Origin of the sequence: Bacillus sp. Bos-x628, from assembly GCF_040500475.1 — a bacterium.
GTDB classification, from domain to species: Bacteria; Bacillota; Bacilli; order Bacillales; family Bacillaceae; genus Bacillus; species Bacillus maqinnsis.
The window spans coordinates 2,981,133-3,007,057 of record NZ_CP159358.1; the positions used below are offsets into that span (position 1 = coordinate 2,981,133).

21 protein-coding genes, 22 tRNA genes, 3 rRNA genes, 1 pseudogene and 1 riboswitch are annotated in these 25,925 nt (G+C 44.7%); of the genes and pseudogenes, 37 read left to right on the forward strand and 10 right to left on the reverse strand.

Annotation, left to right across the window (positions count from 1 at the left end):
* The first annotated feature begins 6 nt into the window (after positions 1 to 6).
* The 9 genes from ABVJ71_RS15445 to ABVJ71_RS15485 all read left to right on the forward strand — a co-directional run bounded on the left by ABVJ71_RS15445 (position 7) and on the right by ABVJ71_RS15485 (position 7,038).
* Positions 7 to 1,398 (forward strand): phage tail protein, encoded by a 1,392-nt coding sequence (locus ABVJ71_RS15445; protein ID WP_353854814.1) that lies wholly within the window; start codon positions 7 to 9, stop codon positions 1,396 to 1,398.
* A 12-nt stretch (positions 1,399 to 1,410) separates the two neighbouring features.
* Complete coding sequence (locus tag ABVJ71_RS15450) at positions 1,411 to 3,291, forward strand: right-handed parallel beta-helix repeat-containing protein (RefSeq protein ID WP_353854815.1); 1,881 nt, start codon at positions 1,411 to 1,413, stop codon at positions 3,289 to 3,291.
* 14 nt (positions 3,292 to 3,305) lie between these two features.
* Entirely contained in the window at positions 3,306 to 4,781 is a 1,476-nt protein-coding gene (locus ABVJ71_RS15455) for a phage baseplate upper protein (protein ID WP_353854816.1), read from the forward strand.
* A 12-nt stretch (positions 4,782 to 4,793) separates the two neighbouring features.
* A complete protein-coding gene (locus ABVJ71_RS15460) occupies positions 4,794 to 5,081 on the forward strand; it encodes a hypothetical protein (protein WP_353854817.1) in 288 nt (95 codons plus the stop codon).
* A complete protein-coding gene (locus ABVJ71_RS15465) occupies positions 5,081 to 5,221 on the forward strand; it encodes an XkdX family protein (protein ID WP_353854818.1) in 141 nt (46 codons plus the stop codon). Before ABVJ71_RS15460 ends, ABVJ71_RS15465 begins: the two co-directional genes overlap by 1 nt.
* A 33-nt stretch (positions 5,222 to 5,254) precedes the next feature.
* The gene (locus tag ABVJ71_RS15470) at positions 5,255 to 5,566 is read left to right on the forward strand and encodes a hypothetical protein (RefSeq protein WP_353854819.1); all 312 of its coding nucleotides are present in this window, start codon (positions 5,255 to 5,257) and stop codon (positions 5,564 to 5,566) included.
* 25 nt (positions 5,567 to 5,591) lie between these two features.
* Positions 5,592 to 6,323 (forward strand): peptidoglycan-binding protein, encoded by a 732-nt coding sequence (locus ABVJ71_RS15475; protein WP_353854820.1) that lies wholly within the window; start codon positions 5,592 to 5,594, stop codon positions 6,321 to 6,323.
* Positions 6,320 to 6,559 (forward strand): phage holin, encoded by a 240-nt coding sequence (locus ABVJ71_RS15480; RefSeq protein ID WP_353854821.1) that lies wholly within the window; start codon positions 6,320 to 6,322, stop codon positions 6,557 to 6,559. The genes ABVJ71_RS15475 and ABVJ71_RS15480 overlap by 4 nt, the downstream gene beginning before the upstream one ends.
* A 119-nt stretch (positions 6,560 to 6,678) precedes the next feature.
* On the forward strand, positions 6,679 to 7,038 hold the full coding sequence (locus tag ABVJ71_RS15485; RefSeq protein WP_353854822.1) for a hypothetical protein: 360 nt from the start codon (positions 6,679 to 6,681) through the stop codon (positions 7,036 to 7,038).
* Between the two features lie 54 nt (positions 7,039 to 7,092).
* On the opposite strand, the gene ABVJ71_RS15490 is transcribed toward ABVJ71_RS15485, so the two are convergent.
* Entirely contained in the window at positions 7,093 to 7,305 is a 213-nt protein-coding gene (locus ABVJ71_RS15490; protein ID WP_353854823.1) for a helix-turn-helix transcriptional regulator, read from the reverse strand.
* A gap of 138 nt (positions 7,306 to 7,443) precedes the next feature.
* Between ABVJ71_RS15490 and ABVJ71_RS15495 the strand changes: the two genes are divergently transcribed.
* Entirely contained in the window at positions 7,444 to 8,229 is a 786-nt protein-coding gene (locus ABVJ71_RS15495; protein WP_353854824.1) for a helix-turn-helix domain-containing protein, read from the forward strand.
* Between the two features lie 64 nt (positions 8,230 to 8,293).
* On the opposite strand, the gene ABVJ71_RS15500 is transcribed toward ABVJ71_RS15495, so the two are convergent.
* From ABVJ71_RS15500 to ABVJ71_RS15510, 3 genes are all read right to left on the reverse strand, one after another.
* Positions 8,294 to 9,355 (reverse strand): tyrosine-type recombinase/integrase, encoded by a 1,062-nt coding sequence (locus ABVJ71_RS15500; RefSeq protein ID WP_353854825.1) that lies wholly within the window; start codon positions 9,353 to 9,355, stop codon positions 8,294 to 8,296.
* Between the two features lie 143 nt (positions 9,356 to 9,498).
* A tRNA-Ala gene (locus ABVJ71_RS15505) sits at positions 9,499 to 9,571 on the reverse strand.
* Positions 9,572 to 9,643: 72 nt separating this feature from the next.
* Positions 9,644 to 10,201, reverse strand: coding sequence for a GbsR/MarR family transcriptional regulator (locus tag ABVJ71_RS15510; RefSeq protein WP_353854826.1), 558 nt, complete (start codon positions 10,199 to 10,201; stop codon positions 9,644 to 9,646).
* A 210-nt stretch (positions 10,202 to 10,411) separates the two neighbouring features.
* Here ABVJ71_RS15510 and betB point away from each other — a divergent pair, with 210 nt between their 5' ends.
* Both betB and ABVJ71_RS15520 read left to right on the forward strand, forming a co-directional pair.
* Positions 10,412 to 11,881 (forward strand): betaine-aldehyde dehydrogenase, encoded by a 1,470-nt coding sequence (gene betB / locus ABVJ71_RS15515; protein WP_353854827.1) that lies wholly within the window; start codon positions 10,412 to 10,414, stop codon positions 11,879 to 11,881.
* Positions 11,882 to 11,908: 27 nt separating this feature from the next.
* Entirely contained in the window at positions 11,909 to 13,117 is a 1,209-nt protein-coding gene (locus tag ABVJ71_RS15520; protein ID WP_353854828.1) for an iron-containing alcohol dehydrogenase, read from the forward strand.
* A 45-nt stretch (positions 13,118 to 13,162) separates the two neighbouring features.
* Here ABVJ71_RS15520 and ABVJ71_RS15525 read toward each other — a convergent pair whose 3' ends face one another.
* Positions 13,163 to 13,642: a DinB family protein gene (locus tag ABVJ71_RS15525; protein WP_353854829.1), complete on the reverse strand. Its 480-nt coding sequence runs from the start codon at positions 13,640 to 13,642 to the stop codon at positions 13,163 to 13,165.
* Between the two features lie 140 nt (positions 13,643 to 13,782).
* On the opposite strand from ABVJ71_RS15525, the pseudogene ABVJ71_RS15530 reads away from it, so the two are divergent.
* Positions 13,783 to 13,984: pseudogene (locus ABVJ71_RS15530) on the forward strand (flotillin family protein); the annotation flags it as partial.
* Between the two features lie 503 nt (positions 13,985 to 14,487).
* Here the strand turns inward: ABVJ71_RS15530 and ABVJ71_RS15535 are convergent.
* Positions 14,488 to 14,721 (reverse strand): hypothetical protein, encoded by a 234-nt coding sequence (locus ABVJ71_RS15535; protein WP_353854830.1) that lies wholly within the window; start codon positions 14,719 to 14,721, stop codon positions 14,488 to 14,490.
* A gap of 42 nt (positions 14,722 to 14,763) precedes the next feature.
* Positions 14,764 to 15,339, reverse strand: coding sequence for an energy-coupled thiamine transporter ThiT (thiT, locus tag ABVJ71_RS15540; protein WP_353854831.1), 576 nt, complete (start codon positions 15,337 to 15,339; stop codon positions 14,764 to 14,766).
* A gap of 109 nt (positions 15,340 to 15,448) precedes the next feature.
* Positions 15,449 to 15,551: riboswitch (TPP riboswitch) on the reverse strand.
* Between the two features lie 432 nt (positions 15,552 to 15,983).
* Between thiT and ABVJ71_RS15545 the strand changes: the two genes are divergently transcribed.
* The 24 genes from ABVJ71_RS15545 (at position 15,984) to ABVJ71_RS15660 (ending at position 23,380) form a co-directional block, all read left to right on the forward strand.
* Positions 15,984 to 17,532: ribosomal RNA gene (locus tag ABVJ71_RS15545) — 16S ribosomal RNA — on the forward strand.
* Positions 17,533 to 17,709: 177 nt separating this feature from the next.
* Positions 17,710 to 20,640, forward strand: a 23S ribosomal RNA gene (locus ABVJ71_RS15550).
* Between the two features lie 61 nt (positions 20,641 to 20,701).
* Positions 20,702 to 20,818: ribosomal RNA gene (rrf, locus tag ABVJ71_RS15555) — 5S ribosomal RNA — on the forward strand.
* Together the 16S, 23S and 5S rRNA genes form the textbook arrangement of a ribosomal RNA operon.
* Before the next feature lie 618 nt (positions 20,819 to 21,436).
* Positions 21,437 to 21,512: transfer RNA gene (locus ABVJ71_RS15560), tRNA-Val, on the forward strand.
* Positions 21,513 to 21,545: 33 nt separating this feature from the next.
* A tRNA-Thr gene (locus ABVJ71_RS15565) sits at positions 21,546 to 21,621 on the forward strand.
* A 37-nt stretch (positions 21,622 to 21,658) separates the two neighbouring features.
* Positions 21,659 to 21,734: transfer RNA gene (locus ABVJ71_RS15570), tRNA-Lys, on the forward strand.
* Positions 21,735 to 21,741: 7 nt separating this feature from the next.
* Positions 21,742 to 21,824, forward strand: a tRNA-Leu gene (locus tag ABVJ71_RS15575).
* 30 nt (positions 21,825 to 21,854) lie between these two features.
* Positions 21,855 to 21,926, forward strand: a tRNA-Gly gene (locus ABVJ71_RS15580).
* Between the two features lie 12 nt (positions 21,927 to 21,938).
* Positions 21,939 to 22,024, forward strand: a tRNA-Leu gene (locus tag ABVJ71_RS15585).
* An 11-nt stretch (positions 22,025 to 22,035) separates the two neighbouring features.
* Positions 22,036 to 22,112 (forward strand) — tRNA-Arg (locus tag ABVJ71_RS15590).
* A gap of 3 nt (positions 22,113 to 22,115) precedes the next feature.
* Positions 22,116 to 22,192 (forward strand) — tRNA-Pro (locus ABVJ71_RS15595).
* A 9-nt stretch (positions 22,193 to 22,201) separates the two neighbouring features.
* Positions 22,202 to 22,274 (forward strand) — tRNA-Ala (locus tag ABVJ71_RS15600).
* A 22-nt stretch (positions 22,275 to 22,296) separates the two neighbouring features.
* A tRNA-Met gene (locus ABVJ71_RS15605) sits at positions 22,297 to 22,370 on the forward strand.
* A 5-nt stretch (positions 22,371 to 22,375) separates the two neighbouring features.
* Positions 22,376 to 22,452 (forward strand) — tRNA-Ile (locus ABVJ71_RS15610).
* A 7-nt stretch (positions 22,453 to 22,459) separates the two neighbouring features.
* Positions 22,460 to 22,552 (forward strand) — tRNA-Ser (locus ABVJ71_RS15615).
* 24 nt (positions 22,553 to 22,576) lie between these two features.
* A tRNA-Met gene (locus tag ABVJ71_RS15620) sits at positions 22,577 to 22,653 on the forward strand.
* A gap of 20 nt (positions 22,654 to 22,673) precedes the next feature.
* A tRNA-Asp gene (locus ABVJ71_RS15625) sits at positions 22,674 to 22,750 on the forward strand.
* Between the two features lie 16 nt (positions 22,751 to 22,766).
* Positions 22,767 to 22,839: transfer RNA gene (locus tag ABVJ71_RS15630), tRNA-Phe, on the forward strand.
* Positions 22,840 to 22,866: 27 nt separating this feature from the next.
* A tRNA-His gene (locus ABVJ71_RS15635) sits at positions 22,867 to 22,942 on the forward strand.
* Between the two features lie 10 nt (positions 22,943 to 22,952).
* Positions 22,953 to 23,026 (forward strand) — tRNA-Gly (locus tag ABVJ71_RS15640).
* A 16-nt stretch (positions 23,027 to 23,042) separates the two neighbouring features.
* A tRNA-Ile gene (locus ABVJ71_RS15645) sits at positions 23,043 to 23,119 on the forward strand.
* A 6-nt stretch (positions 23,120 to 23,125) separates the two neighbouring features.
* Positions 23,126 to 23,200 (forward strand) — tRNA-Asn (locus tag ABVJ71_RS15650).
* A 4-nt stretch (positions 23,201 to 23,204) separates the two neighbouring features.
* A tRNA-Ser gene (locus tag ABVJ71_RS15655) sits at positions 23,205 to 23,295 on the forward strand.
* 13 nt (positions 23,296 to 23,308) lie between these two features.
* A tRNA-Glu gene (locus ABVJ71_RS15660) sits at positions 23,309 to 23,380 on the forward strand.
* A 74-nt stretch (positions 23,381 to 23,454) separates the two neighbouring features.
* Here the strand turns inward: ABVJ71_RS15660 and ABVJ71_RS15665 are convergent.
* From ABVJ71_RS15665 to ABVJ71_RS15675, 3 genes are all read right to left on the reverse strand, one after another.
* Positions 23,455 to 23,931 carry a tryptophan-rich sensory protein gene (locus ABVJ71_RS15665; RefSeq protein WP_353854832.1) on the reverse strand — a complete coding sequence of 159 codons (477 nt, stop codon included), beginning with the start codon at positions 23,929 to 23,931 and terminating at the stop codon, positions 23,455 to 23,457.
* 87 nt (positions 23,932 to 24,018) lie between these two features.
* Positions 24,019 to 24,753 (reverse strand): TraR/DksA C4-type zinc finger protein, encoded by a 735-nt coding sequence (locus ABVJ71_RS15670; RefSeq protein WP_353854833.1) that lies wholly within the window; start codon positions 24,751 to 24,753, stop codon positions 24,019 to 24,021.
* A gap of 117 nt (positions 24,754 to 24,870) precedes the next feature.
* Positions 24,871 to 25,809 (reverse strand): 1,4-dihydroxy-2-naphthoate polyprenyltransferase, encoded by a 939-nt coding sequence (locus tag ABVJ71_RS15675; RefSeq protein WP_353854834.1) that lies wholly within the window; start codon positions 25,807 to 25,809, stop codon positions 24,871 to 24,873.
* Positions 25,810 to 25,925 lie beyond the last annotated feature (116 nt).

Below are 25,925 nucleotides of genomic sequence, written 5' to 3' on the forward strand. Positions count from 1 at the left end.
GGCGCGGTGGAGCTACTTATAAAAACGGTAAGAGGCGAAGTCGAAGCGCTTACCGACTACGATTGCACGGTAAGAGAAACAGCCGAGAATGAGAAATCGTTAGACGTGACCGTAACAAAAACGTCTAGAAACGATCACTCATTTGATTTAGTTGATAACGAAAACATTATCATATGTGACGGAGAAGAGTACGTCATAAAAAAGATTAATCCGGTAACTGCGAATGACACAATCAAAGTCACTGCCTCTGCGATATACAAACCGTTGATTGATCTTGCCGATAACTACGTCTACAGTAAATCGGGCAAGAAAAAGAAAATGACTATTGATGACATGGTTGCGATTGCGCTAGAAGGGTCCGGATATTCGTACGATATTTCGCCCGAGGGCTTGGACGCTACATTCGAGCTCGAAGACTTCGGTGACGGTTTTTCTAACGACTTATTACGAGACATCCTCGATAAATACAAGGCGGAATACGCTTTCGAGGGTAAGAAGGTCGTTATCGCGAAGGAATTGGCGCGGGATACCGATTATCAAATTCGGCATAAATTTAACTCGCGTGATGAACAGGCGGAAATAGATACGAGCACGCTGAAGACCTATATCCGCGGTTTCGGAAAGCAAAATGAAAAGACGAAGTCGTATGCAGTTGAACTTGAATACACGAGCCCACTAGCGGAAATCTACGGAATCAAACATGCGGCACCTATTCGTGATGATTCTTATACCGAAAAAAACGCCGATGAATTAGAAATCCGCTTACAAGAGGAGCTTACGGATACGATCGAGTTGTCTTTGACGTTAACTTATACGGAACTAAGACATTTCGGAGTGCAAGACATACGCAAAGGTGACTACGTGTGGTGCATGATCGAGCCGTTCGGTATCAACAAGCGAATCAAGGTTGTCGGCGTGGAGCGCTATTCAGACCCGAATAAATCGCCGGTTTATACTTTCGGTAAGTTAAAGCGAGACGTCAAGTCAATCGTTAAAGGTTTTAGAAAGACGGAAAAGCGCGTATCTAAACTGTTTGATGCGTCCGGTAAGCTTAAGGGCAGCAGTATCGGTTCCGGTATCCGTATTGGCAGTGACGCAAACTTCGACGACGGCTACGACCCTACTACAATTCCTCGTTATGGACCGGCGACGGCTGTTTCTGACGGTCTGATGACGTCTAGCGATTTTCAGAAACTGCAAAGTATTGTCGTTGGTCCGGACGGTAAGCCGCAAGTAGACATGGCGAGCGCATCAAAAGCCGGCTTAATGTCGGCAGCGAACTTTATCAAACTCTCTAAAATCAGCGTCAGTTCTTCCGGCGCAAACGTTGATCTAAATAAGTTAGTTACGGATTTATCGGCGCTTGCTGCGAGAGTGTCGGCGTTAGAATCAAAATAAAGGAGGCACTAAATGGCTAACGTATTTTTAAAGCGGATAGCATCGGCGTGGGATCGTATTGCGCGAAATAACCTAAACGATAACTTCGATAACATCGAGCAAGGATTTACAAAAGCGACCGCCGAGCTAAACGCCCATAAAAACGCATCGCCCGCACACAAGTCCGAGCAAATACAGCACGGACTATTTGACGTTGGTAATCGGCTAAACAACTTGAGTGCGCGCTTTGCAAATCTCGTAGTCAACCACGATGGCGAGGACGTCAAGGAAGTCGTTGATCTTCGGGTGGCACTTGACGCATCAACGCATCCGACGGCTAAAGATCGCTTCGATTACGATTTCGCCAAATTAACGAAAAAGATCGAAGACATGGCCGTTTTTGTTTCGTTGCGCCCATTCTTAGAGAAATACGGAAATTTTGACGATGCAATGCAAGCGGCGCTGGACCTTTCAAAGTCTACGCCAATTACGCTTGTGGTTCCGCCAGGTAATTACACACAAACGCGAACGCTTCGAATCTTCCGAAACACACGCCTTATTGTTCAAGCTGGCGCAGTTATCAAACGTAACTTTGTCGGCACAATGCTAGTTAACGGACTAGAAACGGACAATTTCAGTGGCTATAACGGCCATGGAAATCTCATAATCGAGGGCGGAGGAACATTCGACAGTAACGGTGCAGTGATTAAACAGCAATGCTCGGTCTTCGGGTTTGCGCATGCTGACGGAATTATTATTCGGGATATCACTATCCTTGACGTATGCGGCGGGCACGCATTTGACTGTGCGGGAAATCAAAACGTCTTAGTCGAAAACGTAAAATTCAAGGGCTATGCTGATTACGTAGGCGATCGCTGGTTCTCGGCTGCGGTTCAAATAGACTTGATGCGTGATTCAAGTAATTTCGGAGCCTTCGGGGCTTACGATCAAACCGTCACTAGAAATATCATTATTCGCGGTAATTACTTCGGACGGTCAAGTAAGCTTGGCGGTTGGGCACGCGCAGTCGATTCTCATACGAGCGTAGACGGGGCTTGGTATTCGGTCATTCGCATCCTACACAACGTCATTGAGGACACGACAGAATACGCAATCAGCGGCAATAAATGGTATGACACACTAATCAGCGGCAATAAAATAAACAACTGCGCTTCCGGAATACGGATTCTTTTGCCGGATGTCAAATCGCAGTATACGCAGGACGTCAGTGGGAATCCGACCGGTCGAGTAAATAAAACGAAGCATCACGTGATTACTGCTAATATAATCACGAACATCTCTAAGAAACACGCTATACAGGTATATGGTCGTAAAGGCTATCAAACGATTGATGACGTGACTATCGCAAATAACACCATCGACAACGTAGTTTCTCGTCATGGCATCCAAGTATCCGATGTCTACAACTATTCAATCACAAATAACGTCCTTGACGGCATTGGTCATCACGGTATTTTAATTACTCGGAGCACTTATGGAGCCGTCACTGCAAATGTATTGCATAGTGTTAAAGGAAACGGAATTAGAGTTGAGGAGGGCGGATGCAATAACGTTACGGTCGCAAATAATATTTTGGAAGACGTGGGCTTTTCAGGTATCTCCGTATCAGGGGAATCGAGAAGAGTGCGCGTCTTTTTTAATACGTTAGTTGACGTTGGCACGCGAGCAACCGAAAGCGACGGCTATGACGGAATCCTTTTTATGTCGGGTGTAACGCGATCTATGTGCGCATTTAACGACATCACCGGCACAGCGATGAGACACGGGATTTATCTGACGAATGCATGCTCGCAAATATCATCTTACGGCAACTACGTAAAGGGGGCGGGTTTTGACGACAGCTATAACGATAACAGCGTCGACCCGATCACTACTACCGCGAACGTTACTTAAAGGGAGGAAAACGGATGTTATCAAAAGATGGCGCTTTGTCTTTAGACGTCAATGCGCAACCAAAGCGGCCTATCAATGCCGCCATACAGTTCAGTACGCAAGATATAAATACAGCACGCCTGTCCTTTAAGCTCACGAAAGATGGCGTGCCTTTGCCGCTGTCTGCTGTTGTCGGTAAGTTAGTGCTCGCAATGGCGGATGGAAGTCGCTTTGTGCGGTCCATTACGTTGGTCAATAAGCCGGAGGGTTTGGCGGAATACGTATTGACCGCAGATGAGATTAGGCACTATGGCGCTGTAAAAGCCGAGTTGCTTCTATATTATACAAACGGCCAAGCGCTTTCGATTCACAAGTTCGGCTTCACTATCGACCAATCGCTCATCGATCAAAAGATCGCACCGGTTGCGGAATACTACATCGACGATTTTGAAACTTTACGGGAGCAAATTAACGATCTGTATGACGATGTGGTGGCGACCGTTGCGGAGATCGAAGCTAAGTTCGAGGATCTTGACAACGTTGAGACAAAGACCGGCGCACAAGCGAAGGTAGACGCTCACGCAAATAATGCGGATGTGCATGTGACGGCGCAAAAGAAAGCGGAGTGGGACGCCAAAGAGACGCCTTCGGGTGCACAAGCGAAAGTTAATACGCATGCAAACGATGCGGCAAAACACGTAACTAATGAAGAACGAGCGGCATGGAACGCAAAGGAAACACCAGCAGGCGCAGAAAATAAAGCAGCGGCAGCACTTGAAGCATCTAAAGAGTACGTAGATACTCACATTGAGAACAAAAAGATTCACGTAACAGAATCAGAGAAAAGCAACTGGAACAACGCACAGCTTTATAAACTCACGCCTAACGATGGAAAAGTCGCAAGGTTGCCAAACGGTACTGATATTTTCTCGCTATCTACGGGGTTTTATATGGGGGCGAACCTTGTAAATACTCCAATATCAAACGATGGAAGTTTTTATTACGTCGAAGTTTTAGAAACCGCATATAGTCAAGATGGTGTAAATTACAAAAGAATCATTGTCACACGCTCATTTGACAATTTAACTTGGATTGGCACGTTCCATGCACAGGGCTTTCGAGGCTGGAAACAAATGCTTACTGATGCAGATGCAAATGTCACATGGATCACTCCGTCTTTATCAAACGGGTGGAAGCAGTACGTTTCACCTGACGGGTTTCCTCATACGTTGCGATACAGTAAAGACGCATTTGGTGTCGTTGAGATTATCGGCTCAATTTACGGAGGCACGCTTGGAAATGACGTCCCAGCGTTTACTTTACCGGCTGGTTACCGCCCCCTTCAATCTACTCATCGTATCGGTGTTGCATCGAGCATAGGTACACCAGGGGTTCCGCAGTTTCATCGAACATATATCGGTACGGACGGACGTGTCTGCATTCAATCGTCTTCTAATACGTCAAATCCTACGGAATTTATTACGTTTGGATTCCGGTTCAGGTCAGCATAGGAGGTGCTATATATGATATGGGTTTATAAATATGACGAAGAGTTCGTGTGGCAGCCCGGCGAGGAAATTCTCGTTGATGTAGAAAACGGGGAAGAAATTCCGAAAGGTTATACGTCAGTTCAGCCGCAGAACGGTCTTTATATTGCTAAGTTCGATGCGGAGAAAGAGAAGTGGTATGAGTCGGCAACACAAGAATATATAGACGGTCTGCAGGCGGACTATCAGCCGACCGAACTCGATTTATTACGTCAGCAACACGCAGAATTGGTTTTTACGTTAATGGTGAAAGGGGCGGTTTAATGAACTGGTACGCAATCATCAAGAAGTTTTATGCAGACGGAGATTGGACGAAGGAGCAAGTTGCGACGGCTGTCGTCATGAAGAAAATCACACCGGAACAATATGAGGAAATCACAGGTGAGCCTTACGAAGAATCGTAGGCTTTTTATTTTGGGCGGAAGGAGGTTCTTGCGGTGACTCAACCGACTACGCACGAACTTAATGAAAAGATTGCGAAGATACAGGTCGACATCGCCACTATCATCGCAACCCAACAACATCAAACACGCATCTTCGAGGAGTTTCGGGAGTTGGCGGTAACGGCTCTAACGAAAGCGGACACGGCAGACGACAAGGCAACAGAAGCACTTCGTATCGCTACTTCTGCCCGTGATGATCTACGTGACTATCGCGAACAGGTTAAAGGTGATCGTCGTTGGCTCATCGGGATTGCGGTTCCGGTAATGCTGGCGATAGTGCCGGTCCTGTTCCGTTATTATTTCTAATTACAAACGAAAAGGAGACGGTTATATGGCACTAACTTATGATAAGAGAAACCGAGAAAACCTCGCAAAGTTGGCGGATAACACAAAAGCGGCAGCCCTTAAATGGTACGACTACCTTGTCGCGGAGAACATTGACGTTCTTATTTACGAAACTATTCGGACTGAAGCGCAGCAAAGACAGAACGTTGCGAAAGGGGCTTCGCAGACGATGCGTTCTTATCACCTCGTCGGGCAGGCGCTGGATTTCGTGCCGGTAAAAGGTAAAGATACGTTATGGAACGGTTACGGTGCGCCGGATATTAAAAAGGCGGTTGCCAAAGCGAAAGCACTCGGGTTTGAGTGGGGCGGTGACTGGAAGACTTTCGTAGATAAACCGCATCTACAGTTTAACTATAAAGGATACGGAACAGATACGTTCGGAAAAGGCGCGGTCAAAACGGGCACAGCGACTAAGCCGGTAAAGACGTCTAAACCAAAAGCACCGGCTAAAAAAATAACGGTGCCTACTGGCGTCCTCCGTCAAGGAGCGAGTGGTAAGGCGGTCACTCAATTACAAAACGCACTGGCTGCCGTTTATTTTTATCCGGACAAAAGCGCCAAGAATAACGGTATCGACGGCATCTACGGACCGAAAACGACTAACGCAGTCAAGCGGTTCCAGTCGACGCAGTCCGGTATTTCAAGCGATGGTATTTACGGACCAGCAACACGCGCCAAATTAGTGGCGGCATTAAAGAAAGCGGGGTATAGCGTATGAGAACGAATATAACTGCAGGAACGGTAACTCGATTTATTTTACTTGCGTTGGCACTCGTCAATAGCGGGCTGACGATGTTTGGCGTACAGACAATTCCGGTAGACGAAGCGGCGGTGTCCGACTTTATTGCGTTGCTGTTCCTCGGGGCAACTTCGCTATGGGCGTACTGGAAAAATAACGACATAACGAAGAAGGCGCGCGAAAGAAAGGCGCTTGATGATGTCGGTAAGAAGTAAGTGGAACTTTTGGCGGTTACTTACGTATAAAAGCGTAGGTAGCCGTTTTACATAATTGTATTGCTGTCGATATAAATAACAAAGTATAATGTAATATAAAGGGAAGGGAGGAACTTACTATGGAATCTACAACCTATAAAGTTTTAATGTGTTTAGGAATATTAGTAGCAGTTGCTGGAGTTATTTTTGGAATAACTACATATGACCAAGATGTTGTCGACCAAGCGTCAGCAAGCAAAAAAGTTTACTATGATAACTTAGATAGTGATTTCGCAGAAACAATGTACGAAACCGACAAAGCAAGAGCTGATATTATGAGGATGCTCGTTATATTAACTATAGGCGGAGGTATTGTTATTGGGGGAGTGTTATTCGGTATTGCGACGATACTAAAGGTACTTATTAACCGCAGAGACTCTGCCGATCAATCAGAAAAGAGACTTCAGGAACTGATAACTGATTTTAGAGCAGCAAATTAGCACTAAGCCCCTTCCTTAACCGGATGGGGCTTTTTTTATCTCTTTCCATTCAAATTACTGCTCCTCACGGACCTCGAGTAATTCATTCATATCAGTAATCCCCAAACCCTCCGCAACCTTTGCGATATGCTCCCGATTAAAAGTACTTCGTTGATTGGCACAGAGTTCCGATATTACATTATGCCGCACGCCAATTTCTTCGGCAAACTTTGTCTTCTTTATTCCTCGCTTGTTCAATATTTCCTCAAGTTTGATGTACAGGCGCATTTAATCACCCCTAACCATTTGATATCTGTATTCTATCGATTTATCGATAATTTGTAAACAACTTATTGACATATCGATAATTAATCAATATTATTTAATTATCACTATATTGATAATTAGATGGAAGGAGGTATCGACATGCATTACTTAGCGGAACACCAAACGTTCTCGTCGACGCAAGCCCTAAATACGGCCGTCTACGAACACATCAAACGCAACTCATACGATTTAAACGATACGGCTCGCGCCGCCCTTAAACAAATCGCACGTTATGCGGTTAAGTTCGCAGGTGCGGCGCATCTAAAGGCGGAAACGTTAGCGGACCTAATCGGCAAGTCGGTCAAGACGGTTCGGCGAATACTTAATAAACTTGTGGCACTGGGCATCGTCAAAAAGATCGCAACAACACGGAAAATCAACGGGGGCAAGGGCGCCAATATTATCGTCATTTTACCGTTGACCGCCGATGACCAGTCGACAGTGTCCAGTCGAGCGGAGTCGGAAAATGCCGATGTACCAACGGTTCAGACGCCAAAAATCGAAAATGAACCATCGGATTCTATTAATCTTAATCAAAAGCACGTTAAAGATACGGTGGCTGTTCCGGCTGAAGTGCTAAAAAACTCGTTGCCAACGGAAATCTACAACGCAATGAGTCGCTACTTTGACGCAGTCGATATTTATAAATACTACGGATTGTTATTGCGTGCTAAGGCTTCCGTAGATCCTGCGCTAATGATCGAGCATGATCCGGAGCCATTCGTTGATGCGTGGTATAAGACGATTTTAGCGGCGAAATTACAGCGAATTAGACGTTTTGATGACTACGTGTATATCTTATTCCAGCGTGCGGCTAGCGAGGTAAAACGTCGTAAAATGCGTGCTAAAATGGCGTCGTTTGAGGCGTTTATTGAAGCGGAGTAGGCGGTCGTACTTAATTGCCGAAAATTTCGGTAAACGACTTAAAAAAGACGGCCGTTAAGCCGTCCTATCGTTTCCGAAATGTCTTACGTTCCTTATTTAACTTTTCCGTGATTTGAACAAGCGGAGAATGCTTCGAATGTTGTTCTTTAAGAGAGCTTTTAGATAAGTGAGTATACCGTTTAACCATACGCATGTCTCGATGACCAAGCATCGCCTGTAAATGACGTATATCGCCGCCGTTTTCTAAATACATCGTCGCGCCAGTATGTCGGAATAAATGCGGATGTACATGCTTAGCAATACCGACTTGTTCTGCGTATCTATTTAACTGTTTCCGAAAATGATTCGGCTGTAATTGTTCTCCGTAGTTACTTAGAAATACGAATGAACTATTGAAATCTTCGTTTTCTACTATAAGTTCTTTTATTAAATTCATCGTTTTTCTTGCGAGAGGGACGAATCTACCTTGGCGGGTCTTAACGTCCCAAGCGCTGAAATAAACGGTGTCTGACGCATAATCTACGTTTTCTTTCGTTAACGATAAAATTTCTCCGATTCGAGCCATTGAATCGATGAGGAACGTCATTATCACATAGTCGCGGAATCCGACGAATGTTCGTTGATCAGGAGCGCTTAAAAGTTTCCGTAGTTCTTCCGGCGATAGTATATTTACCATTTCTTCCGGATCATTGACTAATTTCGTGTCGTCAAACGGATTTAACAGTACCGACCCTTCGCGTTGAGCAAACCGAAAGAGTGTCCGTAGTGTTTTTATATAATCGTTTACGGACTTCGGCGACATGCCGGGCGTTTTGTGTTCGTCTTTTTTGAACTTATGGCCGTCGAATTTAACCCGTTCGTGTAGCAAATACGCAACAAAGCCGCGTGCAAAGTCAACGTCAATATCTCGAACGTCATCGTCCAGTCCGATCATCCGTGCGTATTCTAATAAGTAACGACAAGCTCTGCGATACCGGTCGATAGTTTCCGGTGCTCTATTTTCCGCGCGCTTGGCCTCGCATATTTTTTCGCAGATAACCGAGATTGAATACGTTTTTCCGCGCGTTGTTTTAGTTATCGCCCTCTCCGCCTTAACGCGCTTACCTTTCCGTCGTTCTGAATGCATTAAAAAATCGCCTCCTATTCGTATAGAAGACGATCGATTTACCGGTGCGCTACACTGCGCGATATAGGAGCGGTACACTACGTTAAGTCAACGCTTAAGTCACCGTTAAGCAAACGTTGATATACCGCCGTTAAACCGGTGTATGGAGCATAGCGGGCTCGAACCGCTGACCTCTACACTGCCAGTGTAGCGCTCTCCCAGCTGAGCTAATGCCCCGAGGTCTTACGACATATTTAATTATAATCAATCCTCTTGTGAAATTCAAGCTGTAAAATGTAAAGCTGAAGTCTATTTTTCTTGCTGATTAATCGGGATATATTGAAAAATTTCTCCAGAATGAACAGATTGAGCTAATCGTCTGAGCCAGTCATAATATGCTTTTGAGTTTTCAAGCTGTTCCAATAGCCGTTGCGCCTCTTCTTTGATCGATTCATCAACCTGTTGATGATTCACCACATCTTGAAGGCGTTTTTGTGCCTCTTCTATTGCCGCTAGATTGACCACTACTTCGCGTTCCCATTTTTGAGGGAAGAAGTTCATGAAAAACTTAAAAAAATCCTTTTCAGCGACAAAGCTATGTTTTCTTCTTCCTCGATGGAAGGTCTTTTTGACGATATTCATATCTTGCAGCTTTTTAACGCCTGTACTCATACTTGGCTTACTCATTTGTAACTCTTCGCGCATTTCATCAAGCGTCATTTCCTCATTTAAATACATGGTCCCATATAATATGCCCGCACTTCTTGTAATGCCGTAGAGATCCATGGTTTCAGCGATGGAATCAATGACTAGATCTTTAGCAGCTAAAATACTTTCCTCTGCTTGTTGCTTTTCCTGATTTTTCATCTTGTCCCTGCTTTCTATTAAGAGAATTCAATACGTTCAAAAAAATCATTATGAACTATATGTTAACGAAAGAATGCAAAATGTCAAAAAAAAAATGAAACATATCTCCCTTTGACAGAAAAATTTGAACATGTTAAGTTAATTATGTTCAAAACATTAAATTTTTATTTAACAAACTTACTCAAGATAAATTCAGAGGAGGTTCCTTCTATGAGTCAAACACTTTTTATAGATGGACAATGGGTTGCCGCTAAAAGTGGCGAAACACGGGATATCATCAATCCTTTTAATCAAGAAGTGATTGCCACAGTCAGCGAAGGATCAAGAAGTGATGCGCAGCTTGCCATTAAAGCAGCGAGAAAAGCCTTTGATCAAGGTGATTGGGCAAATTTGCCGGGGCTCGAAAGAGGAAACATCGTATTCAAAATAGCCGAATTCATTAGACGTGACCTTGCTGAATTAGCAAAATTAGAATCACTTGATACAGGCAAAACATTAGAAGAAAGCAAAGCGGATATGGTCGATATTGCGAACGTGTTCCAATATTACGCAGGACTTGCTGACAAAGATGGCGGGGAAATCATTGCATCGCCAATTCCGAACTCAAAAAGTGAACTAGTCAGAGAGCCTGTTGGGGTATGCGGTCAAATTACACCTTGGAATTATCCATTACTACAGGCAAGCTGGAAAATCGCTCCTGCACTTGCGGCGGGAAATACGATTGTCTTAAAGCCGAGTGAACTTACACCATTAACGACTATCAAAATATTTAAATTAATGGAAGAGGCGGGTGTCCCAAGGGGTGTAGCAAACCTTGTACTTGGACCTGGTGCAACTGTTGGAGATGAGCTTGCTGTAAACGATCAAGTGGACTTGATCTCCTTTACAGGTGGTATTGAAACAGGTAAGAAAATCATGCAAGGAGCAAGCGGGAATGTGAAAAAAATTGCCCTTGAGCTCGGCGGGAAAAATCCGAATATTGTGTTTCGAGATGCTGATTTAGACGTAGCGGTTGACCAGGCAATGAATGCTGTGTTTTTCCATGCGGGGCAGATTTGTTCAGCGGGTTCACGATTATTAGTGGAAGAGTCCATTCATGATGAATTTTTAGAAGAACTGGTGAAGCGGACGAAAAACATCAAGCTAGGCAACGGCTTTGATGAAGGAACGCAGAGCGGGCCGCTTATCTCAGCTGAGCATCGAGAAAAAGTAGAAAAATACGTCAGCATCGGTCTAGAAGAAGGCGCAACATTAGAAACAGGCGGAAAACGTCCTGAAGCAGAGGAGCTTCAAAATGGTTTCTTCTACTTGCCAACCATTTTCTCTGGCTGCATGTCAGATATGCGGATTGTACAAGAAGAGATCTTTGGACCAGTGCTAACTGTGGAATCCTTCCGTTCAGAAGAAGAAGCTGTCCAACTGGCAAATGATACGATATATGGTTTAGCAGGGGCTGTTTGGTCTGCAGATATTGGGAAAGCAGAAAGAGTGGCTCGCCAATTAAGATTAGGAACTGTATGGATCAATGACTTCCATCCATATTTTGCTCAAGCACCTTGGGGAGGTTACAAACAATCTGGCCTTGGGCGCGAGTTAGGACGAACGGGACTTGAAGAGTATACAGAATTGAAGCATTTATATAGAAATACAAAACCTGAAGCAGTTCATTGGTTTAAATAAATATCACTCATTTGGAGGAGATTCAATATGACATTAAATATGAAAATTGAAAGCATGCAAAAGTTCCATACATTTGAAATCCCGACTGTCATCAAGCATGGCATTGGTGCGGTGAAACATGTTGGAGAAGAAGTGAAAGCATACGGCGTCTCAAAGGTATTACTTGTAACAGACCCTGGCATTCATCAGGCTGGTGTTGTAGATCCAGTCATTAAATCTTTAAAAGAAGCGAAAATTAATGTCGTGCTTTTTGACAAAGTAGAACCAAACCCGCCAGTAAGACTTGTGAATGAAGGCTCAGCTTTATATGAAAAAGAAAGCTGTAATGGCTTAGTTGCAGTAGGCGGTGGAAGCTCCATGGACACAGCGAAAGCCATCGGCGTTGAAGTGACACATGAAGGCTCAGTGCTTGATTACGAAGCAGCGGAGGGGAAAAAACCGCTAGAAAATAGAATCCCTCCTCTAACAACGATTCCGACAACTGCTGGTACTGGTTCAGAGGTCACGCAGTGGGCCGTGATCACAGATGAAGAAAGAGAATTCAAATTTAATACAGGCGGACCGCTGATTGCTGCCCACTTAACTGTAATTGATCCGGAGCTTCACGTATCGATGCCGCCTCATGTGACGGCAATGACTGGAATTGATGCACTTGCGCACGCAATCGAATGCTATACAATGAAGTTTGCTCAGCCCATTACGGATGCGGTGGCGCTCATGGCAATTGAATATGCTGCTCATTATATTCGTCGTGCCTTTGCGGATGGTGAGGATTTAGAAGCAAGATATGGAATGGCTCAAGCAGCGATGCTTGCAGGACTTTCTTATGGTAGTGAATCAGCTGGTGCAGCCCATGCGATGAGTCAAACACTCGGAGGCATTATTCCTGTAGCGCATGGTCAGTGTGTAGCAGCGATGATGGGACCAGTGATGGAATATAACTGGAAAGGATACCCGGAAAAATTCGCCCGAATTGCACAAGCGTTTGGGATTAATACGAGTAGCATGTCAACAGAAGAAGCGGCAAAAGCGGCAGTTAACTGGATGTATGATCTAGTAGAGGATTTAGAAATTCCTTCATTAGAAGAACAAGGTGTATCTAAAGATATGATTGACCGTTTATCAAAAGAAGCGATGAAAGATCCGCAAACAGTTGGAAATCCAAGAGATCTAAACGAAAAAGCGTATAACTGGATTTATGCACGCTGCTTTAACCTGACGCCTAAAACAGTATAACGAATTCAAGACTCCCAACGAGTGAGGGAGTCTTTTTTATTTGTCTTATAATTGTTGTTTAATCTCTTTAATCTGATGAATATGGCGTTTCTCGTGAGCACCAATAAAATCAATGTATTGCTTAAGTGATAACTCTTCAAACACTGGATGTGCGATCACTCGTTTGAAATCTTCTTCAGTAAAAGTCGATAAAATTTGATTCAATTGCTCGCGTGCTGTATCGAGCTCATCCTTTAACTGAGCAGGTGTGACATGTTTACGCTCAGGGTCAACAATACTAGGGGCAGTTGCTTTTTTTGATCGGTCCTCAGCCATTTCTACCGGCTTTGGTTTATATTCTTTGATCGGCGCTTTCTTTCCTTCTGCTGCCAGATGCTTTGCCGCAACAAGATCCATTTTCTTTAAATGATCTGCAACCTCTTGAATACTCCAAGTATCTTCAGATATTTTTTGATTTAATGCTTCTTCATTCAAACCTTGCAGTTCTTGCCATAATTGTTGTCTTGCTTCATGTAATAAACTCATTTTCAATCACCTCAACTTTAAATTTTATCATACTGGTACATGACAATCATTCTTTATCTATCTAAGAAATCCTTTGAAGAAACATGATGAAAAGTGAACCCTTTACAAAAGTGGTGAGTATGGCTTAAATGGAACAAAGACTTTCTAATATTGATAAAATGACAGTTGTTCATACAGGCGGTAATGTGGAAGGAAGCAGAGCCAATAAAGTGACAGGCTATGCAACAAATTTCATGTCTAGCCATCAAGAAAGCTTAAAAGCATCTTCCGGTATTGATATGTTAGAAATCATTGAGAATCTCTAGAAAAGGCAATGTGAAACAAAGCAACAATCGAAAGTAAAATAGAAAAATAAAGATCAATAGGACCTATCAGAAGAAGATGTCTATTGATCGATCTCTCTTGACATATGAAGAGAGACTCACAAGGGCGCCGCTGAAAATATCATGAGCACTAGGAATTTTACGTAATACAACTTTATCATAATGAGTAAAACAAACGAATCACTTGAGGGGATTTGTAGTTGAAGATGGGGTATTTGGCTTTGTCTCCTTTGGAGAACAATGTGACAAGCGTTATTCAGAATATGATGGTGAACTTTATGCTATTTATTTACTAGAGCAAAAGTAGAGATTTTGGAGCGGGTATAGCTTTCTTAGCGAAAGGAGTAAAAGGGGTACATGAGTATGATGCTATTTTAGGTGTTTGAACGGAATTCAGCGAAGCCATTTTATGAAAAATTCAACCCGCTTTTGCCGTTACCAGGCAGTTTGAACTGGCTGATAATGATGATGAGATCGGCTTTGCATGGAAGCTGTCTGTATGAAACGAACATTTACAAAGAATTAAATCGTCAGTTTCCAATAATAATGAGAGAAAAATGTAAAAAGAGTAGCAAGCAGAATATAAGAAATGAAAGGAAAAGCTTCTACTTTTCCTTTTAAGCCTGATATTTTTAATGCTTCATAGAAACCTGCCAAAAAATAGGCAAGACTGAGAATATAGCAACAAAGCATAATGGAGTAAGGGTTCATTGTCGTACCTCCAACATAAAATCTTCTACTACTAATAGATTCCATAGAGCAGAAAATTATGCATAAAAAACAGCTGAAATCAGCTGATTATTTTTGAAGAGGAAAAACCAATCGAGATGCACTAGGGATGAGTAAACAAAGGATGATACTACAAATGATAAAGGAAGGAATCATATATGTACCGTTATAGATTAAAGAATAAACCCAACCTGCCATTCCTTTTGGTGCATTTTGCGAAAAGAAAACGATCCCAGAAATAAAGAACGTCAGCAGTCTGAAAAAACTAGCAACAAAAACAGATAGTGTAATATAGAAGAATTGTTTTTTTCGACTCTTCTCCTGAATCGCTTTTTTGATCGAACCTGAAAATATGCCGCTCAGACAAATGACAACAGATGCTACGAAATAATCTAAAAATCCCTGTACGGGCGTTGCAATAATGGGGTTATTCATAAGCTGCAGTCCAGCAATTAATACACCAATGATAAATCCAGTAGACACTCCCCACCTGATAGACATCAGAATAACCGGAATCATAATGAGAGCAATTGACCCTCCATTCGGCATTCTTAAAAAGAGACCGGACAAGTAATCTAATACAAGTGCAAGTGAAGTCATAATTGCTATTTCCATAAGACGTACTAATTGGTTTGATTGTTTCATACAAAAGAATCTCCTTTTTCATAAATTGAGCAAGGAGAGACCATGTAAGGATGAGTATGTTGGTCATAGAAGAATAGATCGGGTTGAACATAATGGATAGATAACATGTATTCAAATGACTCCACATTCCTACTTCAGTATTAACTGACAGGTTCAAAGGGTCAGAACAACGAATCGTTCACTCTCAGCACAAAGCTCCCCCTGCGGTTATTTAGTTCATCAATCATATATTATAAATATACTAGAAACCTTCATAATCAACAATAGAAAATTCCCTTGACAATCGCTTATCCTATTAAATAGGAAGAAATAAGAAAAAATAAATTATTTAGAAAAAATACTTGTCTCTTCTTTCGAAAGGTGTTATATTTGTATTCGCCGCTGAAATAGAGCGGTTGATAAAAAATGTTAAGAAAAAAGTTGTTGACTTATTCTTGATAGAATGTTATATTAATAGAGTCGCCTATGAGCGATAATGAAATGATCTTTGAAAACTAAACAAGACAAAACGTACCTGTTCATTCGAGATTTGATAAAAAATCCTATGATACATCATAGGTAGTCAGTCAAACTGACGAGGCAGGAGAATGATCACATGCTAAGTTACATTGTGTAGCAACGCATGTGTGATATGCATCCTGCATACTTCGGAGAGTTTGATCCTGGCTCAGGACGAACGCTGGCGGCGTGCCTAATACATGCAAGTCGAGCGGACAGAAGGGAGCTTGCTCCTGGAAGTTAGCGGCGGACGGGTGAGTAACACGTGGGTAACCTGCCTGTAAGACTGGGATAACTCCGGGAAACCGGAGCTAATACCGGATAATTCCTTGAACCGCATGGTTCAAGGATGAAAGACGGTTTCGGCTGTCACTTACAGATGGACCCGCGGCGCATTAGCTAGTTGGTGAGGTAATGGCTCACCAAGGCGACGATGCGTAGCCGACCTGAGAGGGTGATCGGCCACACTGGGACTGAGACACGGCCCAGACTCCTACGGGAGGCAGCAGTAGGGAATCTTCCGCAATGGACGAAAGTCTGACGGAGCAACGCCGCGTGAGTGAAGAAGGTTTTCGGATCGTAAAGCTCTGTTGTTAGGGAAGAACAAGTACGAGAGTCACTGCTCGTACCATGACGGTACCTAACCAGAAAGCCACGGCTAACTACGTGCCAGCAGCCGCGGTAATACGTAGGTGGCAAGCGTTGTCCGGAATTATTGGGCGTAAAGGGCTCGCAGGCGGTTTCTTAAGTCTGATGTGAAAGCCCCCGGCTCAACCGGGGAAGGTCATTGGAAACTGGGGAACTTGAGTGCAGAAGAGGAGAGTGGAATTCCACGTGTAGCGGTGAAATGCGTAGAGATGTGGAGGAACACCAGTGGCGAAGGCGACTCTCTGGTCTGTAACTGACGCTGAGGAGCGAAAGCGTGGGGAGCGAACAGGATTAGATACCCTGGTAGTCCACGCCGTAAACGATGAGTGCTAAGTGTTAGGGGGTTTCCGCCCCTTAGTGCTGCAGCTAACGCATTAAGCACTCCGCCTGGGGAGTACGGTCGCAAGACTGAAACTCAAAGGAATTGACGGGGGCCCGCACAAGCGGTGGAGCATGTGGTTTAATTCGAAGCAACGCGAAGAACCTTACCAGGTCTTGACATCCTCTGACAACCCTAGAGATAGGGCTTTCCCTTCGGGGACAGAGAGACAGGTGGTGCATGGTTGTCGTCAGCTCGTGTCGTGAGATGTTGGGTTAAGTCCCGCAACGAGCGCAACCCTTGATCTTAGTTGCCAGCATTCAGTTGGGCACTCTAAGGTGACTGCCGGTGACAAACCGGAGGAAGGTGGGGATGACGTCAAATCATCATGCCCCTTATGACCTGGGCTACACACGTGCTACAATGGACAGAACAAAGGGCTGCGAGACCGCAAGGTTGAGCGAATCCCACAAATCTGTTCTCAGTTCGGATCGCAGTCTGCAACTCGACTGCGTGAAGCTGGAATCGCTAGTAATCGCGGATCAGCATGCCGCGGTGAATACGTTCCCGGGCCTTGTACACACCGCCCGTCACACCACGAGAGTTTGCAACACCCGAAGTCGGTGAGGTAACCTTTATGGAGCCAGCCGCCGAAGGTGGGGCAGATGATTGGGGTGAAGTCGTAACAAGGTAGCCGTATCGGAAGGTGCGGCTGGATCACCTCCTTTCTAAGGATATATGGAGCAGTATGCGTTTTGGTCTTGTTTAGTTTTGAAGGATTATTCCTTCAAAGCATGTCTCTAGCGAGACAGAATTGTTCTTTGAAAACTAGATAACAATAAGTAATACATTCACATTGAATGCAAAGTGTATCACACAAAGTGATTCTTTCTAAAGTAAGAAATGGTTAAGTTAGAAAGGGCGCACGGTGGATGCCTTGGCACTAGGAGCCGATGAAGGACGGGACGAACACCGATATGCTTCGGGGAGCTGTAAGCAAGCATTGATCCGGAGATTTCCGAATGGGGAAACCCACTGCTCGTAATGGAGTAGTATCCATACTTGAATACATAGAGTATGAGAAGGCATACCCGGGGAACTGAAACATCTAAGTACCCGGAGGAAGAGAAAGCAAATGCGATTCCCTAAGTAGCGGCGAGCGAAACGGGAACAGCCCAAACCAAGAGGCTTGCCTCTTGGGGTTGTAGGACACTCTATACGGAGTTACAAAGGAATGATATAAGCGAAGAGGTCTGGAAAGGCCCGCCAGAGAAGGTAACAGCCCTGTAACTGAAATGTCATTCTCTCCAGAGTGGATCCTGAGTACGGCGGAACACGTGAAATTCCGTCGGAATCCGGGAGGACCATCTCCCAAGGCTAAATACTCCCTAGTGACCGATAGTGAACCAGTACCGTGAGGGAAAGGTGAAAAGCACCCCGGAAGGGGAGTGAAATAGATCCTGAAACCGTGTGCCTACAAGTAGTCAGAGCCCGTTAACGGGTGATGGCGTGCCTTTTGTAGAATGAACCGGCGAGTTACGATCCCGTGCAAGGTTAAGCAGAAGATGCGGAGCCGCAGCGAAAGCGAGTCTGAATAGGGCGCAAGAGTACGTGGTCGTAGACCCGAAACCAGGTGATCTACCCATGTCCAGGGTGAAGTTCAGGTAACACTGAATGGAGGCCCGAACCCACGCACGTTGAAAAGTGCGGGGATGAGGTGTGGGTAGGGGTGAAATGCCAATCGAACCTGGAGATAGCTGGTTCTCTCCGAAATAGCTTTAGGGCTAGCCTCAAGGTAAGAGTCTCGGAGGTAGAGCACTGATTGGACTAGGGGCCCCTACCGGGTTACCGAATTCAGTCAAACTCCGAATGCCGATGACTTATCCTTGGGAGTCAGACTGCGAGTGATAAGATCCGTAGTCGAAAGGGAAACAGCCCAGACCGCCAGCTAAGGTCCCAAAGTATACGTTAAGTGGAAAAGGATGTGGAGTTGCTTAGACAACCAGGATGTTGGCTTAGAAGCAGCCACCATTTAAAGAGTGCGTAATAGCTCACTGGTCGAGTGACTCTGCGCCGAAAATGTACCGGGGCTAAACGTATCACCGAAGCTGCGGACTGTTCTAACGAACAGTGGTAGGAGAGCGTTCTAAGGGCAGAGAAGCCAGACCGGAAGGACTGGTGGAGCGCTTAGAAGTGAGAATGCCGGTATGAGTAGCGAAAGACGGGTGAGAATCCCGTCCACCGAATGCCTAAGGTTTCCTGAGGAAGGCTCGTCCGCTCAGGGTCAGTCGGGACCTAAGCCGAGGCCGAAAGGCGTAGGCGATGGACAACAGGTTGATATTCCTGTACCACCTCCTCACCATTTGAGCAATGGGGGGACGCAGGAGGATAGGGTAAGCGCGGTAATGGATATCCGCGTCCAAGCAGTTAGGCTGGGAAATAGGCAAATCCGTTTCCCGAAAAGGCTGAGCTGTGATGGCGAGCGAAATTTAGTAGCGAAGTTCCTGATTCCACACTGCCAAGAAAAGCCTCTAGCGAGGTGAGAGGTGCCCGTACCGCAAACCGACACAGGTAGGCGAGGAGAGAATCCTAAGGTGATCGAGAGAACTCTCGTTAAGGAACTCGGCAAAATGACCCCGTAACTTCGGGAGAAGGGGTGCTTCTTAGGGTGTTAAAGCCCCGAGAAGCCGCAGTGAATAGGCCCAGGCGACTGTTTAGCAAAAACACAGGTCTCTGCGAAGCCGTAAGGCGAAGTATAGGGGCTGACGCCTGCCCGGTGCTGGAAGGTTAAGAGGAGCGCTTAGCGTAAGCGAAGGTGCGAATTGAAGCCCCAGTAAACGGCGGCCGTAACTATAACGGTCCTAAGGTAGCGAAATTCCTTGTCGGGTAAGTTCCGACCCGCACGAAAGGCGCAACGATCTGGGCACTGTCTCAACGAGAGACTCGGTGAAATTATAGTACCTGTGAAGATGCAGGTTACCCGCGACAGGACGGAAAGACCCCGTGGAGCTTTACTGCAGCCTGATATTGAATGTTGGTACAGCTTGTACAGGATAGGTAGGAGCCTTGGAAACCGGAGCGCCAGCTTCGGTGGAGGCATCGGTGGGATACTACCCTGGCTGTATTGACCTTCTAACCCGCTGCCCTTAACGGGCAGGGAGACAGTGTCAGGTGGGCAGTTTGACTGGGGCGGTCGCCTCCTAAAATGTAACGGAGGCGCCCAAAGGTTCCCTCAGAATGGTTGGAAATCATTCGCAGAGTGTAAAGGCACAAGGGAGCTTGACTGCGAGACCTACAAGTCGAGCAGGGACGAAAGTCGGGCTTAGTGATCCGGTGGTTCCGCATGGAAGGGCCATCGCTCAACGGATAAAAGCTACCCCGGGGATAACAGGCTTATCTCCCCCAAGAGTCCACATCGACGGGGAGGTTTGGCACCTCGATGTCGGCTCATCGCATCCTGGGGCTGTAGTCGGTCCCAAGGGTTGGGCTGTTCGCCCATTAAAGCGGTACGCGAGCTGGGTTCAGAACGTCGTGAGACAGTTCGGTCCCTATCCGTCGCGGGCGCAGGAAATTTGAGAGGAGCTGTCCTTAGTACGAGAGGACCGGGATGGACGCACCGCTGGTGTACCAGTTGTTCTGCCAAGGGCATCGCTGGGTAGCTATGTGCGGACGGGATAAGTGCTGAAAGCATCTAAGCATGAAGCCCCCCTCAAGATGAGATTTCCCATTCCGCAAGGAAGTAAGATCCCTGAAAGATGATCAGGTTGATAGGTCTGAGGTGGAAGCGTGGTGACACGTGGAGCTGACAGATACTAATCGATCGAGGACTTAACCTATATTCTAATGTGAAGCATGAACATTGTTATCTAGTTTTGAGAAAACATTCTCTCCATCAGGTTTGGTGGCGATAGCGAAGAGGTCACACCCGTTCCCATACCGAACACGGAAGTTAAGCTCTTCAGCGCCGATGGTAGTTGGGGGTCTCCCCCCTGTGAGAGTAGGACGCCGCCAAGCTGTCTAAAGACCAGTTTCATTTGGAGCTGGTCTTTTTTTGTATTGAATGAAAGAGGAAGCGCTGATATACTTGTTGAATTCAATCTAAATGTAGTTGTTTTATACATATACACATCAATATTTAAAACTTGTGAGAGATCGTAGAGAGTTTGTTTGACGAGTTGATATTAAACTCCTAGTTAATATCAATCTACTAAAATGAAATTCTCATAATATTAAATAAAAAATAGAGACGGTTGAAGATTAAAGCATGAAGAATACAGGAGGCGATCCATGTCTATTTTTTATTTCGATAAAGAAGTATAGCCAAGCTTTTAAAATCCATCCAAAGACAAACAAAATCCGCCCCTTTGAATGAGTTTATAGAATCACATCCTAGTAAAAATAATTGTTTTCTGATATTTATAAAAGGAATATGCCGTTTACATAGAGAATGATTAGGAAATAGTATAGCTTTAGATGACTTAATTTATAACTGCTTTTACAGAGAAGTAATATATGGCTTGTTAAAAGAAAGGCTTAATGAAAGATGAAATAAAATTTTTTTGATATAGCCTTTACAAATAAGCTAAACCTGTATATAATAATCTTTGTCGGATTGAGAGATTCCTACATAGGGGAGGATTAGCTCAGCTGGGAGAGCATCTGCCTTACAAGCAGAGGGTCGGCGGTTCGAGCCCGTCATCCTCCACCATATATATTCTTACATAATGTTAGGATAGATAAAGCCGGTGTAGCTCAATTGGTAGAGCAACTGACTTGTAATCAGTAGGTTGGGGGTTCAAGTCCTCTTGCCGGCACCACTTTCATATGGTAAGATAGACAAGTCGCTTTAAAAGCGAGCCATTAGCTCAGTTGGTAGAGCATCTGACTTTTAATCAGAGGGTCGAAGGTTCGAGTCCTTCATGGCTCACCATTTTCATGCGGGTGTGGCGGAATTGGCAGACGCGCTAGACTTAGGATCTAGTGTCTTTATGACGTGGGGGTTCAAGTCCCTTCACCCGCATTGCCAAATGACATAAAGAAATCCTGTAATGCGGAAGTAGTTCAGTGGTAGAACACCACCTTGCCAAGGTGGGGGTCGCGGGTTCGAATCCCGTCTTCCGCTTATACCATCCACGCCGGGGTGGTGGAATTGGCAGACACACAGGACTTAAAATCCTGCGGTAGGTGACTACCGTGCCGGTTCAAGTCCGGCCCTCGGCATAATATAATAAGCGCCCGTAGCTCAATTGGATAGAGCGTTTGACTACGGATCAAAAGGTTAGGGGTTCGACTCCTCTCGGGCGCGCCATTTCGGGAAGTAGCTCAGCTTGGTAGAGCACTTGGTTTGGGACCAAGGGGTCGCAGGTTCGAATCCTGTCTTCCCGACCATCTTTTCATGGGGCCTTAGCTCAGCTGGGAGAGCGCCTGCCTTGCACGCAGGAGGTCAGCGGTTCGATCCCGCTAGGCTCCACTTTTAAAGAAAAATTTATCATGGCGGTGTAGCTCAGCTGGCTAGAGCGTACGGTTCATACCCGTGAGGTCGGGGGTTCGATTCCCTCCGCCGCTATAAAAGGACCTTTAGCTCAGTTGGTTAGAGCAGACGGCTCATAACCGTCCGGTCGTAGGTTCGAGTCCTACAAGGTCCACCATCTATATGGAGGAATACCCAAGTCCGGCTGAAGGGATCGGTCTTGAAAACCGACAGGGGTGTCAAAGCCCGCGGGGGTTCGAATCCCTCTTCCTCCGCCATATTCTTAAAAATGATTATATCATCGCGGGGTGGAGCAGTTCGGTAGCTCGTCGGGCTCATAACCCGAAGGTCGCAGGTTCAAATCCTGCCCCCGCAACCAAATAATGATGATGTTAAAATGGTCCGGTAGTTCAGTTGGTTAGAATGCCTGCCTGTCACGCAGGAGGTCGCGGGTTCGAGTCCCGTCCGGACCGCCATTTTTAAGATGATATTGGCTCGGTAGCTCAGTTGGTAGAGCAACGGACTGAAAATCCGTGTGTCGGCGGTTCGATTCCGTCCCGAGCCACTTTTACAAACAAATAATTGAGGTATGGCGGTTGTGGCGAAGTGGTTAACGCACCAGATTGTGGCTCTGGCATTCGTGGGTTCGATTCCCATCAATCGCCCCATACAATTGATGCGGGTGTAGTTTAGTGGTAAAACCTCAGCCTTCCAAGCTGATGTCGTGGGTTCGATTCCCATCACCCGCTCCATTTGTATATCGTTCATGGGCCTGTAGCTCAGCTGGTTAGAGCGCACGCCTGATAAGCGTGAGGTCGGTGGTTCGAGTCCACTCAGGCCCACCATGATTTTCCGCAGTAGCTCAGTGGTAGAGCTATCGGCTGTTAACCGATCGGTCGTAGGTTCGAATCCTACCTGCGGAGCCATAGTGGAGAAGTACTCAAGTGGCTGAAGAGGCGCCCCTGCTAAGGGTGTAGGTCGCGCAAGCGGCGCGAGGGTTCAAATCCCTCCTTCTCCGCCATTGTTTATTGTATGGCCCGTTGGTCAAGCGGTTAAGACACCGCCCTTTCACGGCGGTAACACGGGTTCGAATCCCGTACGGGTCATATTTAAAGCGGTCTAAAAAGATCTCTTTTTTTATTTTCATAAAAACGAAAGGCCGCAATCATAGCGGCCTTTTTTACATATTCATTGAATAGATCGTATAAGACAAGTAAGTCGCAAAGAATCCCCATAAGACGTAAGGAATAAGTAAAATAGGAACCACTTTACTTAGTTTACTTGAGACCACTACAAGTGCGAGTGCTGTAAGTGCAACAAGTAGGCAGTCGATGGTAGCGGCAAACAGATTCTTTTGTGTAAATTGAAAAAAACTAAATGCTTGATTGAATACGTAGTTTAAAATAAAGAAAATCCAAAATGGCAGCGTGATTTTTTGAAATCCATACTTCCCGTATATGATCGCAGCGGACAACGAAATGAGTCCGAATAAGACGGCCCAAACGGCGCCAATCACACCTCCTCCAGGTGTCCATTCTGGTTTATTTAATGCGTCATACCATTCTCGGTCAATGGGGAACAAGAAACCTGCAATAGAAAATAGTGCGTATGTAATAAAGAAGACGATAATCGCCCAAATGATACTTTTTCTAGCCATCAAGAATCTCCTCCAATTCAAATTCATTTTTTTAATGATTTCCCAGTTTTTACAGTATATAAACATAAAGCCCCCAATATGAGGGGACTATTTATTTTCTTTTGTATAAGATTCTTTTTCGTATGGTTTTAAATCACCAAAAACCGTCATGACTCCTTCTTCATCTAATGCATCTTCATAGGCTTCGTGTGCTTTATTAGGATAAATCTTGCTAGCTTTTCCATATATGTCTGCTGCGGCAAAACTTTCATAGTCTTCCACACTAACTTCGTCTTCTGATTGTGTATACACATCATCATAGGTCAGTGGAGGGAATTCCATATCTGACGGTGTTTCAGAGTTACCATAACGTTCTAGGTCTTGATAAGCATCTTCTCCATCGTAGGCAGCACTTTCTTCACTTTCAAATTGTCCAGAAGGCGGACTTAATAAATTCTCTTCGATGGGACGGTTTTGCGAGACCTCCTGTTCTTTTGAATGTTCCATGCATGTCACAGCGGATGGCAGGGCTTCTAACCGTTCAGTAGGAATAGGTGCTTTGCACACCTTACAAAAACCATATGAGCCATCAGCTATTGCTTGGAGTGCTTCATTGATGTCTGACACATGTTCATGTACCAAGCTGTTTAAAGCCATATCTTTCCCTCGTTCGAACAGTTCTGTACCTTGATCTCCAGGATGGTTGTCATAGGCTGAGAGTTCTCCTACTGCATCGTAAGGAAATGATACTTTCTGTTCATTGTCATGGCTCTTTGCTTCAATTTCCTGCTTTTCATCAAGAAGGCGCTGCTTCCAATGATTTAATTCTTCTTTAGACAACAAAGCGATCATCCTTTCATATCCATCATACTTGTTAGTATGAGCATTTTTTTATGTAAGACTTGTTCCAAATTGAAGCAATTCATGATAAAAAACGCCTGCGGCTGCAGACGTTTTAAATTACGTGAGATAGTATTGTAAAATCAATGCAATGGTTAACAGGAATCCGAAAAATGTGTTTGTTTGAGCTGTTGATTTCATTGCATTCATAAGTTCTATTGGCTTTTCTTTTTGTTTAAATTCTTTAATGGCAGTGTAAGCTTTTGGCACGCTCAGTAAAACAAGAAGACTCCAAAGCCCGACTAAATCCGTGAAGATATAAACAAATATTAAAACATATGATACCGAAAACATAGTAAGTAAGATGTTCACAGCGTTTTTTCGTCCAGCAAGTATGGCAAGAGTTCTTCGCCCATTTTCTTTATCACCATCTAAATCACGAATATTGTTAGACAGTAAAATGGCACCAACTAAAATGGAGATGGGCAAAGAAATGAGTACTGCTTTTGAAGTTAGTGTACCTGTTTGGATATAGAAGCTAATGAGAATAATCCCTAATCCCATAAAAACACCTGAAACGAGCTCTCCAAATGGTGTGTAAGCAATTGGTACAGGTCCGCCGGTATAAAAATAGCCTGCTGCCATACAGATAAGTCCTATTAGTGCAATCCACCAGCTAGACATCATACAAATATAAACCCCAAGTAATAAAGAAACAGCAAATAGTGCATATGCGAGTCCGAGTACGGTTTTTGGTTTGACGCCATTTCTGACAATGGCTCCGCCAATGCCGACGGATTTTTCATTGTCTAACCCGCGAACATAGTCAAAGTACTCATTAAACATGTTGGTTGCAATTTGAATAAACATAGAAGCAAAAAGCATAGCTAAGAACAACCAAACATGGATATGACCACTCGGAAGGGCTAGTACAGTCCCTAGAGTGACGGGTATAAAAGCCGCTGTTAATGTATGCGGTCGTAGTAAATTCCACCAAATCCGCCAGTTCTTATCAGGCTTAATTGGTGAAAGTTGATCTGATATCGATTGATACTGCATAAAATAGACTCCTTTAAATAAAAAAATACGTACACGTCCAAATTCCAGTTTAGCAAAGTTCAAAAAGGTGTCAATATATTGATACGATGAAAACCTGAAAAAGATGCTAGACAATC